At 73.6% G+C, this 14,533-nt stretch carries 12 protein-coding genes; 8 read left to right on the top strand and 4 right to left on the bottom strand.

Going from position 1 to position 14,533, the window contains the following annotated elements; genetic code table 11:
- Window positions 1–930 precede the first annotated feature (930 nt).
- The 5 genes from D476_RS34710 to D476_RS0126575 all read left to right on the top strand — a co-directional run bounded on the left by D476_RS34710 (window position 931) and on the right by D476_RS0126575 (window position 5,356).
- Window positions 931–2,571, top strand: coding sequence for an ATP-binding protein (locus tag D476_RS34710; RefSeq protein ID WP_017626940.1), 1,641 nt, complete (start codon window positions 931–933; stop codon window positions 2,569–2,571).
- A 164-nt stretch (window positions 2,572–2,735) separates the two neighbouring features.
- Window positions 2,736–3,155 (top strand): roadblock/LC7 domain-containing protein, encoded by a 420-nt coding sequence (locus D476_RS0126590; RefSeq protein WP_017626939.1) that lies wholly within the window; start codon window positions 2,736–2,738, stop codon window positions 3,153–3,155.
- Window positions 3,152–3,511, top strand: coding sequence for a DUF742 domain-containing protein (locus tag D476_RS0126585; RefSeq protein WP_017626938.1), 360 nt, complete (start codon window positions 3,152–3,154; stop codon window positions 3,509–3,511). Before D476_RS0126590 ends, D476_RS0126585 begins: the two co-directional genes overlap by 4 nt.
- Window positions 3,492–4,115 carry a GTP-binding protein gene (locus D476_RS0126580; protein ID WP_026123882.1) on the top strand — a complete coding sequence of 208 codons (624 nt, stop codon included), beginning with the start codon at window positions 3,492–3,494 and terminating at the stop codon, window positions 4,113–4,115. Before D476_RS0126585 ends, D476_RS0126580 begins: the two co-directional genes overlap by 20 nt.
- On the top strand, window positions 4,112–5,356 hold the full coding sequence (locus tag D476_RS0126575; RefSeq protein WP_017626936.1) for a cytochrome P450: 1,245 nt from the start codon (window positions 4,112–4,114) through the stop codon (window positions 5,354–5,356). The genes D476_RS0126580 and D476_RS0126575 overlap by 4 nt, the downstream gene beginning before the upstream one ends.
- Window positions 5,357–5,472: 116 nt before the next feature.
- Here D476_RS0126575 and D476_RS0126570 read toward each other — a convergent pair whose 3' ends face one another.
- Window positions 5,473–6,690 carry a cytochrome P450 gene (locus D476_RS0126570; protein ID WP_017626935.1) on the bottom strand — a complete coding sequence of 406 codons (1,218 nt, stop codon included), beginning with the start codon at window positions 6,688–6,690 and terminating at the stop codon, window positions 5,473–5,475.
- A 281-nt stretch (window positions 6,691–6,971) separates the two neighbouring features.
- Here D476_RS0126570 and D476_RS38600 point away from each other — a divergent pair, with 281 nt between their 5' ends.
- Window positions 6,972–8,372 carry a serine/threonine-protein kinase gene (locus D476_RS38600; RefSeq protein ID WP_239648832.1) on the top strand — a complete coding sequence of 467 codons (1,401 nt, stop codon included), beginning with the start codon at window positions 6,972–6,974 and terminating at the stop codon, window positions 8,370–8,372.
- A gap of 32 nt (window positions 8,373–8,404) precedes the next feature.
- On the opposite strand, the gene D476_RS0126560 is transcribed toward D476_RS38600, so the two are convergent.
- From D476_RS0126560 to D476_RS0126550, 3 genes are all read right to left on the bottom strand, one after another.
- The gene (locus D476_RS0126560; protein ID WP_026123881.1) at window positions 8,405–8,863 is read right to left on the bottom strand and encodes a TetR family transcriptional regulator; all 459 of its coding nucleotides are present in this window, start codon (window positions 8,861–8,863) and stop codon (window positions 8,405–8,407) included.
- A 161-nt stretch (window positions 8,864–9,024) separates the two neighbouring features.
- Window positions 9,025–10,278, bottom strand: coding sequence for an MFS transporter (locus tag D476_RS0126555; RefSeq protein ID WP_017626933.1), 1,254 nt, complete (start codon window positions 10,276–10,278; stop codon window positions 9,025–9,027).
- Between the two features lie 549 nt (window positions 10,279–10,827).
- Window positions 10,828–11,745, bottom strand: a complete 918-nt coding sequence (locus D476_RS0126550; protein WP_017626932.1) for a helix-turn-helix domain-containing protein — start codon at window positions 11,743–11,745, stop codon at window positions 10,828–10,830.
- Between the two features lie 169 nt (window positions 11,746–11,914).
- Here D476_RS0126550 and D476_RS0126545 point away from each other — a divergent pair, with 169 nt between their 5' ends.
- Entirely contained in the window at window positions 11,915–12,955 is a 1,041-nt protein-coding gene (locus D476_RS0126545) for an NAD(P)-dependent alcohol dehydrogenase (RefSeq protein WP_017626931.1), read from the top strand.
- Between the two features lie 152 nt (window positions 12,956–13,107).
- Window positions 13,108–14,400, top strand: a complete 1,293-nt coding sequence (locus D476_RS0126540) for a D-arabinono-1,4-lactone oxidase (RefSeq protein ID WP_017626930.1) — start codon at window positions 13,108–13,110, stop codon at window positions 14,398–14,400.
- Window positions 14,401–14,533 lie beyond the last annotated feature (133 nt).

The following is a 14,533-nucleotide window of genomic DNA, read 5'->3' as shown; positions in this document are numbered from 1 at the left end:
TACGAAAAGTTGCACTGAACAGTAGAAACCACCACCGGAATGACAGCACCCACGTCGAGATCATCGAAAAGGGGCCCGCATACCGGGCGTGCCGGGCGCACTTCGATGAAGCCGTCCCGCCTGGCGGTACGCCGATCCCACCCTGCGGCCACGTGCCGATGATCTCGGGAGAGGGCGCACCGGGCCGGCGGCCGCCACGAGCGCGGGCGACCAACCGCCCACCCGACCGCGCCGCCTCCCGGATCACCAGGGGCCCGGCGGACGGCAGGCAGGGCCGGGGAACCGCCCCGCTTGTGCCGTCGCCGCCCTCTCCAGTGGCCACGCACACGCCCGGCGGCCGACAACGCTGCGGGGAGAGCCGACGACCTTGCCTCGTCGCCGCCTCTCCCTCACACCCCGCCCACCCGCCGTCCGGCCGGGGCCCGCGAGCGGGGCACCAGCCCAGCCGCCGCCCACCCGGACCACGAGCGGGCCGCCGCCCGGCAGGCGGGGCCGGGGAACCGCCCCGCTCCCCCCATCACCGCCCATCACGGCGACCACGCACACACCCGCCGCCCGAAAGCGCTGGTGGGAGAGCTTCCTGCCGTCATCGGCGGCGTCCTGTTCGCGGTGGCCCGGTGGACTCTGGACGAAAAACGCCTCGATTTCCCATTCCACCCATTCGGGACGGTCCTCACTCGTGGTGCGGGATCTCCGCTCCCTGTGCCCGAGAGCGGGGATCGGGTAATAGGATGCTCACCGCGTCACCGGCGAACAAGCCCGGTAAATGCCGAATCAGCATGCCCGTGTGCCGTACACCTATCGGATCGAAGGTCTGCGGCCGCGAAGAATATGCAGCGCAGGGCCGTGATCCCCATCGCCCGGACCCGCCCCCACCGGTCCGGCACGCCTCGCCCTGCCGCGCACGCGGCGACATGTGGAAGGTGATCAATGTCGGATCGGACGCCCGCCCCCGTCCCGGGCGGCCCCGCCCCGGGCGGGGGGCGCGCCCCCGCCGCCGCGGTGGCCGCGGCCGTCGGCGGCGCTGTCCTCTGGGGCGCCGTCGGCCTCGCCGTCCCCGAAGGGCGCCTCCTGTTCGCGGTGGCCGCCCTGGCCACCACGGCCTTCGCGGCCACCGCCTGCTACCTGGCGGTGCGCTACGCCGACGCCGCCGAGCGCGGCGCCGCCGAACGCGATCGGGCCCGGGAGGAGCTGCGCACCGCCCGCGAGGAGCGGGACGCCGCCCTGGAGCGCGTCGAGTCCGGCCGCCGGGGCCTGGACGACCTCGCCTCCCGGGTGCTGCCCGGCGCCGTCGCCCGCCTCCGCGAGGGCGCCGCCGCCCCCACCGTGCTGTCCGAGATCCCCGACCCCGGTGACGAGGACCACCGCCGCCTGCTCGACCTGCTGGTCCGCGAGATCGCGGTGGGCGAGCGCCGCCGCGCGGCCGCCCTGGCCGCCTGCGCCAACGCCGCCGGCCGGGTGCAGGCGATGAGCACCCGCACCCTGGCCGAGCTGCGCGACATGCAGGACCGCTGCGCCCCGGACATGCTCGGCGACCTGATGCGCGTGGACCACAACACCTCGCAGATCGGCCGGGTCGCCGACAGCATCGCCGTACTGACCGGCGCCCGGACCGGACGGCGGTGGACCAAGCCGATCCGCATGGAGAGCATCCTGCGCGGCGCCATGGGCCGGATCAGCGCCTACCGCCGGGTGCGGCTGCACTCCAGCAGCCGCTCGGCCGTCGCCGGGTACGCCGCCGAGGACGTCATGCACGCCCTGGCCGAGCTGATGGACAACGGCACCCGCTTCTCGGCCCCCACCGAGGAGGTGCACGTCTACGTCGAGGACCTGAACAACGGCGCGGTGTTCACCGTCGAGGACGCCGGTCTGGGCATGCGCCCGCAGGCGCTCGCCCGCGCCGAGCTGGCGGTCTCCCGCACCGAGCCGCTCGACCTGACCCGGCTGTCCGGCTCGCGCCTGGGCCTGGCCGTGGTGGGCCAGCTCGCCCGCAAGCACCGGATGAACGTCTTCTTCCGCCCGTCCTCGCGCGGCGGCGTGGGCGTGGTGCTGCGCCTGCCGAACCACCTGCTCACCTCCGCCCAGGAGGACCCGCTGCCCGCTTCGGTGCGCAACGGCTCCCCCGCCGCCGCCCCCGGGCAGCCCGCGCCGGAGGCCCACGCCCTGCGCGCCGCCCCCGCCGATGCCGCCGATGCCGCGGCCGCGACTCTGACCGCGCCCCAGCCGACCGCGCCCCGGCAGACGCCGCGCGAGACCGCCGCGCCCGATCCGGAGCCCGCACGGGGCGCCGCGCCCAAGCGCCCGCTGCCCAAGCGGCCCCGGGGCCACAGCCTGCGCTCGGACCCGGACATCGCCGCCGGGGCCCAAAGCGCCCCGGCCTCCCCCGCCCCTCCAGCCGCGCCGCCCCGACCCGCCTCCGACGGCGGCGGGGAATCGCGCCCCGGGCTGGGCAGCCGGTTCGGCGCCTTCCAGCAGAGCCGCCCCCGGGGCCACCGGAGCGGCGACACCGGCCCCCTTCCGCTGCGCCCCTCCGCCCCCCAGAAGGACGAGGACACCGACGGCGGCGGCTAGGGCGCGTTCCTCTGGCGGCATCCGCCCCACGGCAGCCGGGAACCGCCCCGCTCCTCCTCCCGCGGCCGCCTGCCGACGCGGCCCGGGAGGATCCGGGGCGCCCCGAGGACCCCCGCACCGCACCGCCGCCCCCGCCCGACCGGACGACAGATAGGAGTGAGCGCATGGACGCCACCGATTCCTCCCTCGAATGGACGCTGGAGAGGCTCGTCGGGGAGACCCCCGGCGCCCGGCACGCACTGGTGCTCTCCCGCGACGGCCTCAAGCTCTGCCACACGCCGGGGCTCACCGTCGACAAGGCCGACCAGCTCGCCGCGATCGCCGCGGGGGTGCAGGCGCTGGCCGGGGGCGCCTCCGCCGAGTTCGGGGACGGGTCCGGCGGGGTGCGCAGCTCGATGACCGAGTTCCACGGCGGCATCCTGTTCATCGTGGAGGCCGGGCCCGGCGCGCACGTGGCGCTGGTCGCCGCCGAGGACGCCGACAGCGGGCTGATCGGGCACAACCTGGAGGAGATCGTCGAGCAGATCGGCGCCTTCCTCACCGCACCGCCCCGGCACGCCGCCTCCGGCGGCCTGGCGGTATGAGCCCGCACGCGCTCGACGGGGAGGACCCGGACCGGCTGTACACCGTCACCGGCGGGCGCAGCCGCGCCGAGGACACCGGCCTGGACCTGGTCACCCTCGTGGTGAGCGAATCCGACGCGGCCCCCGGCATGCAGTCCGAGCACGCCCGCATCCTGCGGATCGCGCGCCGCCCCACGTCGGTGGTGGAGCTCTCCGCCGACCTGGGGCTCCCGGTCAGCGTGGTCAAGATCCTCCTCGCCGACCTGCTGGACCGGGGCATGGTCTCGGCCCGCCACCCCTCCTCGGCCACGGCCGAGGCGCGGCTTCCCGACCCGGACTTCCTGAGGAAGGTGCTCGTTGGACTCAGCAACCTCTGACCCCGGGGGCCCCGCCCGCCCGCCGCTGCGGGCCACCGCCTCCGACGGTGTGAAGATCGTCGTGGTGGGCGGATTCGGGGTCGGCAAGACCACGATGGTCCGCGCCGTCAGCGAGATCCGCCCGCTCAGCACCGAGGAGGTGATGACGCAGGCGGGGGTCGGCGTGGACGACACCGCGGGCGCCCGCGACAAGACGACCACCACCATCGCCTTCGACTTCGGCCGGATCAGCCTGGACGAGGAGCTGGTGCTCTACCTGTTCGGCGCGCCCGGCCAGAAGCGCTTCTGGTTCCTGTGGGACCAGCTCTTCTCCGGCACGCTGGGCGTGGTGGTGCTGGTGGACGCGCACCGGATCGAGGACTCCTGGTACGCCGTCGACCGGCTGGAGCACCACGGCATCCCGTTCATCGTCGCCCGCAACCGGTTCGAGCCGGTCGCGCACACCCTGGAGGAGCTGCGCGAGGCCCTCGACCTGCCCGAGGGGATTCCGGTCGTGGAGTGCGACGCACGCGACCGGGAGTCGTCCAAACAGGTGCTGCTCGCGCTGGTCGACCACCTGTACGCGCTGTCCTCCGCCCCGTCCGCCCGGGAGACCGCATCGTGACCGAACCCTTCTCGCCGACCGACGCGCCCGCCGCCTCCGAGCGCGTGCCCTTCTACGGGGAGCGCTTCCAGCGGGACGCCGCCGCCATGTACGCCGAGATGCGGCGGGACCACGGCCCGGTGGTGCCGATCCTGCTCGACGGGGACCTGCCCGCCTGGCTGGTCCTGGGCTACCGGGAGGTGCACCAGGTCACCGAGGACTCCGAGCTGTTCGCCCGGGACACCCGCCGGTGGAACCAGTGGGACCGGGTGCCCGACGACTGGCCGCTGATGCCGTACGTGGTGCACAACCCCTCGGTGATGTTCACCGAGGGCGGCGAGCACCGCCGCCGCGCCGGGGCCATCGGCGACGCGCTGTCCGACGTGGACCAGTTCGACCTGCAGCGTTCGTGCGAGCAGATCGCCGACCGCCTGGTGGACGAGTTCGCCGGGAGCGGCCAGGCCGAGCTGATCTCCCAGTTCGCCCAGCGCATCCCGATCGCGGCGGTGGCCGGGATGTTCGGCATGCCCGAGTCCGAGACGCCCGACCTGGTGCGGGACGTCGCGCTGTCGCTGGACGTGGGCCCCGAGGCGATGCCCGCCTATGCGCGGGTGCAGGAGGCCATGGCCCGGCTGGTGGAGCGCAAGCGGGCCGCGCCCGGGCCGGACGTGCCCTCGGCGCTGCTGGCGCACCCGGCCGGGCTGACCGACGACGAGATCGTGCTGGACCTGCTGGTGGTGACCGCGGCCGCGCAGCAGCCCACGGCCAACTGGATCGGCAATACGCTGCGGCTGATGCTGACCGACCCGCGGTTCGAGATGACGCTCACCGGCGGCCGGGCCAGCGTGGGGCAGGCGCTGAACGAGGTGCTCTGGCACGACACGCCCACGCAGAACTTCATCGGCCGGTTCGCCGCCCGCGACACGGTGCTGGGCGGGCGGCGGATCCGCGCCGGGGACCTGCTGGTGCTGGGGCTGGCGGCGGCCAACGCCGACCCCAACGGGAGTCTGGGCCCCGACGTGGACCTGCAGGGCAACCGGGCGCACATGTCGTTCGGGCACGGCGAGCACGGGTGCCCGTACCCGGCGCCGGAGGTGGCCGAGGTGATCGCCCGCAGCACCGTGGAGGTGCTGCTGGACCGGCTGCCGGACACGGTGCTGGCGGTCCCGCCCGAGTCGCTGGGGTGGCGTCCGTCGGTGTGGATGCGCGGCCTGGAGCGCCTGCCGGTGCGGTTCACCCCCGCCTACGTCTCAGGACGCTGAGAGGCCGTCCCCGTCCCCCCCGTCTCCCCGTCTCCCCGTTCCGCACCGGCCCCGCGCGGAGCGGGCCGGGGCGGGACGGGGACGGCGCCGGGCCGGGTCGCGCCGGTCCCGCACGGTCAGCCGACCGGGGTGAAGACCACCGGCAGGGTGAGCGGGCCGCGGGTGAACAGGCCCTCCTCCTTCGGTTCGTGGCCGTCGGCGACCCGGACGTCGGGCATCGCGTCCAGCAGGTCGTTGACGCCGACCTCCACCTCGGACTTGGCCAGCAGCGCGCCCACGCAGAAGTGGCGGCCCAGCGCGAAGGACAGGTGGTGGGCGGCGGCGGAGAACGCGGTCTCGGTGGGCAGGTCGTCGCGGAAGATGTCGAAGCGGTCGGGGTCGGCGAAGCGCCGCGGGTCCCGGTTGGCCGCGCCGATCAGGCAGGTGAGGGTGGACCCGGCGGGCACGGTGCCGGTGCTCAGCTCCACGTCCTCGGCGGGCTGGCGCATGATCATGTGCACCGGCGGGGTGTAGCGCAGGGTCTCGGCGAAGGCCCGGGTGACCAGCGACCGGTCGGCGCGGACCGCCTCCATCTGCTCGGGGTGGGCCATCAGGTTGCGGAAGACGGCGGCGATGGCCTTGTCGGTGGTCTCCCCGCCGGCCGCCAGCAGGAGGCTGACGAAGGCCTTGATGTCCTCGTCGCTCATCACGGTGCCGTCCACCTCGGCGGTGCACAGCTGGGAGAGCAGGTCGTCGCCGGGGGCGGCGCGGCGCTCACGGATGATCGGGATCATGTAGGCCGCCAGCTCCTCGCGTGTCCGGATCCCGTCGGCCGCGATGTCCGGATCCTGGGCGAGGTTGCTCAGGAAGGCGATGATCGAGGAGTACCAGTCCTGAAAGCGCTCGTGGTCGGCGCGGTCCAGGCCGAGCATGTCGACGATCACGTTGATGGGGAAGCGGCGCGCGAAGTCCTGCACCAGGTCCGCCTCGCCCTTGTGGCGGAACCGGTCGACCAGTTCGGCGGAGTTGCGCTCGATGACCGGCCGGAACCGCTCCTCCAGCTCCTTTCCCCGGAAGGCGGGGGCCACCAGCGCGCGCCGGACGGCGTGCTCGCGCCCGCTCATCTGCAGAATGGTGCGCCCGTGTACGGGTTCGAGCTGCCAGCCGTAGTTCTCGGTGGTGAAGACGGGGTCCTTGAAGGCGCGGGAGACGTCCTCGTATCGGGAGACGATGTGGCTCTGGGTGGCCTCGTGCCAGAAGAGGGGGGCGTCGTCCAGCATGGTGCGGTAGGCCGAGTAGGGGTCGTCGGCGAATTCCGGGGAGAGGAGGTCCGGAAACCCGTGCACGGAGGTCATGGTGCTCCTTCAGGCGTCGATTCCCGCACAGATTAACCATCCCACCTCTGATCCGAAAGGGCGGATCGTCGGAATTGACGGAATCGCGCGTGACCGCTACACGCGAATTTCGGACATGAACACCTCCCCTTTTCGGGGCGGAAAGGTGCAGGACGGCGCCTCCGGCTCTCGGGCGGCGGCGCCGGGAGGGTGACCGGAAGCGGTACCCGCGGGGTCTGGCCCGCAGCTCCCGAGGGGTGGCATGATGGCTCGACCTTCCACTTCGGACGGACGGAGGCGCGGTGACCGGTCCCCCCACGGTCTCCCCCCATCGTGTGGGCCCCTACCGCCTGCTCTCCCGGCTCGGCGGCGGCGGGATGGGCGAGGTGTTCCTCGGCCGATCCCCGGGCGGGCGCCCGGTGGCGGTCAAGGTGGTGCGCGCCGAACTGGCCGCCGACCCGCAGTTCCGCAAGCGGTTCAAGGCCGAGGTGGAGGCGGCGGAGAAGGTCGGCGGGTTCTACACGGCCCAGCTCGTCGACTCCGACACCGGCGCGGAGCGCCCCTGGCTGGCCACCGCCTACATTCCGGGCCCCTCGCTGCACGAGGTGCTCCAGACGCGCACGGCGCTCCCCCTCGACACGGTGGCCGTGCTCGGCGCCGGCCTGGCCGAGGGGCTCGCCGCGATCCACCGCTGCGGCCTGGTGCACCGCGACCTCAAGCCCGCGAACGTGATCCTGGCCGACGACGGGCCGCGCGTCATCGACTTCGGCATCGCCCGGGCGCTGGACGCCACCAGTACGTCGATGACCCGCACCGTCATCGGCACCCCCGGTTTCCTCTCCCCCGAGCAGGCGCGCGGGAGAGAGGTCGGCCCCCGGTCGGATGTGTTCGCCCTGGGGTGCCTGCTGGCGCTGGCCTCGTCCGGGACCCCGCCCTTCGGCACGGGGCCGACCGAGGCCGTCGTCTACCGGGTCGTGCACGAGGAGCCCGACCTGGAGGGCGTGCCGAGCGCGCTGGCCCCGCTGGTGCGGCGGTGCCTGGCGAAGGAGGCGGAGGACCGGCCCGGCCTGGAGAAGCTGCTCTCCCGGCTGAACGGGCTGGCCGGGAAGGAGGGGAGGACGGAGGCGGCCGGATGGCTGCCGGACGACGTCACCGAGGTCATCCGGGCCCGGACGACGCGTGTGGCCACCCCTGTGCCGGAGGATCCTCCGAAGAAGACGAAGAAGGACGACAAGGACGGCGGCAAGAGCAGCGCGAAGGACGGACCCCGCGCGAAGAAGTCGGCGCCGAAGCCCGCCGGAACGGGCGGGAAGCCCGGCACCGGCGGGTCGAAGCCTCCCGCAGAGAAGAAGGACGGGGCGAAGAAGGACGATTCGACGGGGTTCTGGCTGGGCATGGCCGCCGTCGCCCTCGGGGTCGCCTACGTCGCCGTCGAGCCCGTGTCCCTTGTGATGAGCGGTGTGCTCAACGGGGGTACCGACAATGTGGCGATCGGCGACTGCATGGCCTACGTCTCCGACGACGACGGCGGGGAGTGGGTCGAGGTGCCCTGCTTCGCGGCGGCGGCGACCACCACCGTCGCGTGGAAGTACACGCAGTCCTCTCTGCCCGAATACTCCTCGGCCCCGGCGGCCTGCGGCGCTGCGTCATTCTTCCCCGTGATCAACGGCGAGACGGTCTGCCTCGCCCCGAACGACGACTGACGCCGTGCGGCACGGTCGGCGGCCTGCTCGCCCTACTCAGGCGCGGGAAGGATGTCGGCGAGAACCGCCTCGAACTCCTCGGCGCTCGGCTTGGCATCGGTGAGGAGGGTGTGCAGGAGCAGGCCGTCGATGACCCCGGCCACGACGGTCTCCCGGACGGGATCGTCGGTATAGGTGCGGGCGAACGCCCGCACCGCCGCCAGCCACCCGTCGGTGGCCTCGCGCAGGTGCGGCTGCCGCGCGGCGAGGAGGAAGAGCTCGTACTCGGCGAGCAGCCGCCCGGAGTCGGCGGCCACCTCGGACAGCAGGAGCGCCAGGTCACGGCGGCGGTCACCGCCCGAGGAGAGGCGGCGCATCCGCTCCGAGTCCTCCTCCATGACGCTGGTGAGCGCCGCGGTGAGGATGTCGCCCAGCCCGCTGAAGTAGTAGGTGGTCGCGGATGTGGGCAGCCCGGCCTCCCGGGAGACCGTCCGGTGGCTCACACCTGCCACCCCGTCGCGCTCAATCACACGCAGAGTAGCCTCGATCAGCGCCTGACGGCGGCGCTGTCCTTTGATCCTGCGCCCGTCCGTGGTGGGCTCGGCCTCGCTCAGCGTCTCCTCCTCCGGGACGGGCGGGGCCGCTGACGGCGGCCCCGCGCTTTCGGTCCGTTCTACCCGATGGGGTCCCGCACGCGGTCCCCCTCCTCGGGCCGCGCCTCCCCGCGCACAGCGTCGGCGCGCCGCACCGCCCGTCCGAGCATCGGCAGGGAAACGGCGACGACGGCGACGACGAGGGCCCCGGCCGCGACCGTGACGAGGAATCCGGCGGTGGTCCCCGCCTGCTCCACCGCCAGCCCCGCGGTGAACGTGCCGGTCGCGGTGCCGATGGTCAGACCGGTCAGCGCCCACGTCATGCCCTCGGTGAGCGCCGAGGCGGGCACGACCTTCTCGATGAGCGTCATGACCAGGATCATCATGGGCGCGAAGAAGACTCCGGCGAAGAACACGGCGGCCGAGAGCGTCCAGATGCCGCCCACCAGCAGGAAGGGCAGAGTGGTCAGGCCGGTCCCGGCGACGGCGGCGAGGAGCGCGCGCTGCGGCCTCCAGGGCAGGTGCAGGGCCCCGAAGGCCAGCCCGGAGACCGCCGATCCCAAGGCGTAGGCCGACAGCACGATGCCGGTGGCGCTGGGCACCCCGAGGGACTCGGCGAAGGCGACCGCGACGACGTCGACGGCGCCCACGATGGTGCCCCCGGCCAGCAGTGTCAGGGCCAGCACGACCAGCGGGAGGCTGCGGATCGCGCTTGGGCCGCGGGTGGCCCCGTCCGCGCCGCGGACCGGCGGCTCGGTCGAGCGCTGGGCCACGAACAGCAGGACTCCGACCGCCAGGAAGGCCGCGGAGGCCAGCGGTCCGGCCTGGGCGAAGGCCATGGTGCTCAGCACGACCGACAGCGCGGGGCCGGTGATGAAGGTGAGCTCGTCGGCGACCGACTCGAACGAGTAGGCGGTGTGGAGACGGGGTGAGCTCCGGTAGAGCTCGGTCCACCGCGCACGGGCCATCGCGGACATGCTCGGCATGCAGCCCGCGGGCACGGCGAAGGCGAAGTAGGTCCACGCCGGGAGCCCGAGCTGGACGCACAGCAGCATCAGGCACAGGCCGGCCACGCTCACTCCGGCGGCCAGGGGCAGGATCCTGCGTTGGCCGAAGCGGTCGGTCAGCCGGGAGACCTGCGGCGTGATCACGGCCATGGACAGCGTGAAGGTCGCGGCGACGGTACCGGCGAGGGCGTAGTCGTCCTCGGTGATCGACAGCATCGTGATGATGCCGACGTTGGTCATCGCCACGGGCATGCGCCCGAGGAGGCCCGCGATGGTGAAGCCCTTGGCTCCGGGGGCGGCGAAGATCTGGGCATAGGGGTTGGGCACGGTCGGCTCCTCGCGCTCGCCAAGAAACTGGGACATTCGTCCCAAAAGTATGTGCGGCCGCGTGATCCCCCACAAGCCTTCGTTCTGTGACGTGGCACACCGGAGCCCGCCCCGGCCCGGACAGGGCGCCGCCCACCGCAGGCCGAGCCGAGAGAGCGGCGGGCATGCGGGTGGTCACCGTGGTCGGCAGCGACGGCATCAGCGGGTACCCCACTCACGGGCCCCGGCCGAGCACCGGGCCACCGGAGCACGGGGAAGGAGGCGGCGAGGACGTGCTCGGGGGCGTACCGGGCACGCCGGGAAGGGTCCGGCGATCCTGCGCCGTGGAATGGGCGCGTCTGGAGTGATCGGGTGGCGAATCCGCCACGCAGGATGGCCCCTGGGCCGCCCGTGGCGTCCGGAAGGTGCTTCCGGTCCGGCCTCTAGCCGCCCGGCGCCCGGCTAAGGCCCGTGAGTGGGGTACCGGCCGAGCCGCCGCCTACCCGGACCGCCGCGCAGGACGCGCACGGTCTCGTACACCTCCCGCAATCCGGGCTGCGTGGTTCGGGTTCAGGCCCGGCGGGCCGCTTCGCCTGCTCGGGTGGCGTCGGTGCCCCAGCCGGTGACCAGGCGTAGGGCCTCGGCCGACGGGGAGTCCGGTTCGGCGTGGTACATCAGCAGCGCCTGGTCCTGGTCGTCGGGCAGGTTCAGGGTCTCGAAGTACAGGGTCATCTCCCCCACCAGCGGGTGGTTGAGGACCTTGGATCCGTGCCCCTTCTCCTTGACGTCGTGGGCCGCCCACAGCCTGCGGAAGTCGCCGCTCTTCACCGACAGCTCCCCCACCAGGGCCGACAGCCGCGGGTCGTCCGGGTAGCGCCCGGCGTCCATGCGCAGGTAGCTGACGATGTCGGCGGCCTTGCCCTCCCAATCGGCGAACAGGGCGCGGTTCTCCTCGCGCAGGAACACCAGCCGCGCCCAGTTCCGCTCGCGTGCGGGCAGCTGGCCCCAGTCGCCGAAGACCGCCGCCGCGGCGCGCGTCCAGGCCAGGATGTCGGACCGGCGGCCCACCACGTAGGCGGGCACCCCCTCCAGGGTGCTCAGCAGCGCCCGCAGGCCGGGCCGCACCTTCTGCGGAGCCGTCGCCCGCCGCACCTTGTTCCTGGTGGGCTTGGCCAGGTGCACCAGGTGCGCGTACTCGGCGTCGCTGAGCCGCAGGGCGCGCGCGATCGCCTCCAGCACCTCGGCGGAGACGTTGCGCCCGTTCCCCTGCTCCAGCCGCGTGTAGTAGGCGGCGGACACCCCGGCGAGCTGCGACAGCTCCTCGCGGCGCAGCCCGGGGACCCGGCGCCGGTGCCCGAAGCGCGGCAGGCCCACGTCCTCGGGCGTGAGCCGGGCGCGGCGGCTGCGCAGGAACTCGCTCAGCTCGGCGCGCCGGTCCAAGGGCTGCTCGGCGGCGCCGTCGGGCCCGTCGGCGGTGTCTTCACTCATTACTCCAGTATCGGCGCACTCACCGCCCGGTGCCTGACACCGCCAGTGGTAGGCACGGCGAACGTACGTAAAGCGGATGACTGGGTCCGTTCCTGCGCACAGGGGACGATGGCCATCGCCCGGCCTTCGAGGGCCGGAGCGTCCCGTCCTCAAGAGGAGAACGACCTAGATGACATCCGTCGCCGCCTACGCGGCCCCCGCCGCGAAGGCCCCGCTGGAGCGGACCACGATCGAGCGCCGCCCCGTCGGCGAGCACGACGTCCGGATCGACATCGCGTACGCGGGTATCTGCCACTCCGACATCCACCAGGTGAACGAGGGGTGGGGCGAGGCGATCTTCCCGATGGTCCCGGGGCACGAGATCGCCGGAGTGGTCGCCGAGGTCGGCCCCGGCGTCACCCGGTACGCCGTCGGCGACCGGGTCGGCGTGGGCTGCTTCGTCGACTCCTGCCGCGAGTGCGGGTACTGCCGCCAGGGCCTGGAGCAGTACTGCACCTCCGGCATGATCGGCACCTACAACGCCCTGGACAAGAACGGGGACCCCACCTACGGGGGCTACTCGCAGCAGATCGTCGTCGACGAGTCCTACGTCCTGCGCATCCCCGACGCGCTGCCGCTCGACGCGGCCGCGCCGCTGCTGTGCGCGGGCATCACCACCTACTCGCCGCTGCGGTACTGGAACGCCGGGCCCGGCAAGCGGGTCGCGGTCGTCGGCATGGGCGGCCTGGGCCACATGGGCGTGCAGCTCGCCCGCGCGATGGGGGCCGAGGTCACGGTGCTCAGCCAGTCGCTGCGCAAGAAGGACGACGGGCTGCGGCTGGGGGCGGACCGGTACTTCGCCACCAGCGACCCGGAGACCTTCACCGAGCTGGCGGGCGCCTTCGACATCGTGCTCTCCACGGTGTCGGCCCCGCTGGACATGAGCGCCTACCTGGGCCTGCTGAAGACCGACGGGGTGCTGGCCAACGTGGGCGCCCCGGAGGAGCCGGTGTCGGTGAACCTGTTCGCCCTGATGGGCGGCCGCAAGAAGATCGCGGGCTCGCTGATCGGCGGCATCGCCGAGACGCAGGAGATGCTGGACTTCTGCGGCGAGCACGGCATCACCGCGGAGATCGAGCTGATCCGCGCCGACGAGGTCAACACCGCCTACGACCGTGTGACCTCCAGCGACGTGCGCTACCGGTTCGTGATCGACACGGCCACCATCTGAGGGCCCGACGGCCCACACGACACGCGGCCCCGGGACGTGACACGCGGCGCCCCGGGGCCGCACCCGTGTCCTACTCCGGTGGCGGGCGAAGCGGGCCTACCGCCCTGCGCGAGACTGGTCACCGCCCCCACCCCCATCGGATCGGAGTGACGATGCCCCTCACCCCGCCCTCTCGGCTCCCGGTCGCGAACTGGGCGCGCAATGTCGCCTACGACCCCTCCCGCTCCCACCGGCCCGAGTCGGTGGAGGAGCTGCGCGAGCTGGTGCGCACCAGCGGCCGCATCCGCGCCCTGGGAAGCACCCACTCCTTCTCCCCCCTCATCGCCCCCGGCGGCGACCTGGTGTGGACGGACGCGCTGCCGGGCGGTGTCGCCGTCGACGACGGGCCGGGCCGCCCCCCGACGGCGACCGTCGCCGCGGGCATGTCCTACACCGACGTCGGCGCCGCGCTCGACAAGGCCGGGTACGCCCTGGGCAACCTCGCCTCGCTCCCGAACATCACCATCGCCGGTGCGTGCGCGACGGCCACGCACGGCTCCGGCGACACTCAACGGTGCCTGTCCGCCTCCGTCAGCGCCCTGGAACTGGTCGGCCCGGACGGCGGCCTCGTGGAGCTGGGCAGGGACACCCACCCCGACACCTTCCCGGGGGCGGTCGTCTCCCTGGGGGCGCTCGGGATCGTCACCCGGATGGTGCTGGAGGTCGAACCCGCCTACACCGTCTCCCAGCGGGTCGTGCTCGACGTGCCGCTCGACGTGCCGATGCACCGCTTCGACCAGGTCTTCGGCGGCGCCTACAGCGTCAGCGCGTTCACCGACTGGAACAGCGGCACCGCCCGCCTCTGGCTCAAGGACCGGGCCGGGGAGGGCGGTCCGCGCGCGTGGACCGGCGGCGAGGCCGCCCGGGAGCCCGTCCACCCCGTCCCGGGCCGGGACCCCGTCCTGTGCACCGGGCAGCTCGGGGCCGACGGCCCCTGGCACGAGCGCCTCCCCCACTTCCTCCACGCCGCCGCCGGGTCCGCCCCCGAAGGGGCGGGCGACGAACTGCAGTCGGAGTACTTCCTGCCGCGCGAGAGCGCCCCGGCCGCCATCGAGGCGCTGCGCGGCATCGGGCACCTGGTGGCGCCGGTCCTGTACACCTCCGAGGTGCGCAGCGTGCGGGGCGACGACCTGTGGCTGAGCCCCGCCTACGGCCGCGACTCCGCCGCCTTCCACTTCACGTGGGTGAACGACGAGGAGGCGCTGCGGCCGGTCATCGCGGCGGTGGAGGAGCGCCTCCTGCCGCTGGGGGCGCGGCCCCACTGGGCCAAGCTCACCCATCTCGCACCGGCGGAGCTGTTCGGCCTCTACGAGCGGGCCGCCGACTTCAAACGGCTGGCCGAGGACCTCGACCCGTCGGGGAAGTTCCGCAACCCCTTCGTCGACGCCCTGCTCGCCGACGTTTGACCCGGCCGGGGCCGCCGTGACCCACGCACCACCCCCTACGGCCGGGCGCGGGACACCCCCTGCCGCCACCGCGGGTCCCGGCCGGTGAGGGCCGCCAGCCGGTCGGCCGCACCCGCCCAGGGCGGGGCCGGGA

Origin of the sequence: Nocardiopsis chromatogenes YIM 90109 (assembly GCF_000341185.1) — a bacterium.
In the GTDB taxonomy this organism is placed as follows: domain Bacteria; phylum Actinomycetota; class Actinomycetes; order Streptosporangiales; family Streptosporangiaceae; genus Nocardiopsis_A; species Nocardiopsis_A chromatogenes.
Note: the sequence above shows the minus strand (reverse complement) of the source record. Positions and strands in the feature narration are given on the sequence as shown.

Bases quoted from the DNA above. Each gene is read 5' to 3' on its own strand.
- D476_RS0126545 (WP_017626931.1), top strand. From the start codon at position 11,915: ATGACATCCGTCGCCGCCTACGCGGCCCCCGCCGCGAAGGCCCCGCTG.
- D476_RS0126550 (WP_017626932.1), bottom strand. From the start codon at position 11,745: ATGAGTGAAGACACCGCCGACGGGCCCGACGGCGCCGCCGAGCAGCCC.
- D476_RS0126585 (WP_017626938.1), top strand. From the start codon at position 3,152: ATGAGCCCGCACGCGCTCGACGGGGAGGACCCGGACCGGCTGTACACC.
- D476_RS0126570 (WP_017626935.1), bottom strand. From the start codon at position 6,690: ATGACCTCCGTGCACGGGTTTCCGGACCTCCTCTCCCCGGAATTCGCC.
- D476_RS0126540 (WP_017626930.1), top strand. From the start codon at position 13,108: ATGCCCCTCACCCCGCCCTCTCGGCTCCCGGTCGCGAACTGGGCGCGC.
- D476_RS34710 (WP_017626940.1), top strand. From the start codon at position 931: ATGTCGGATCGGACGCCCGCCCCCGTCCCGGGCGGCCCCGCCCCGGGC.
- D476_RS0126590 (WP_017626939.1), top strand. From the start codon at position 2,736: ATGGACGCCACCGATTCCTCCCTCGAATGGACGCTGGAGAGGCTCGTC.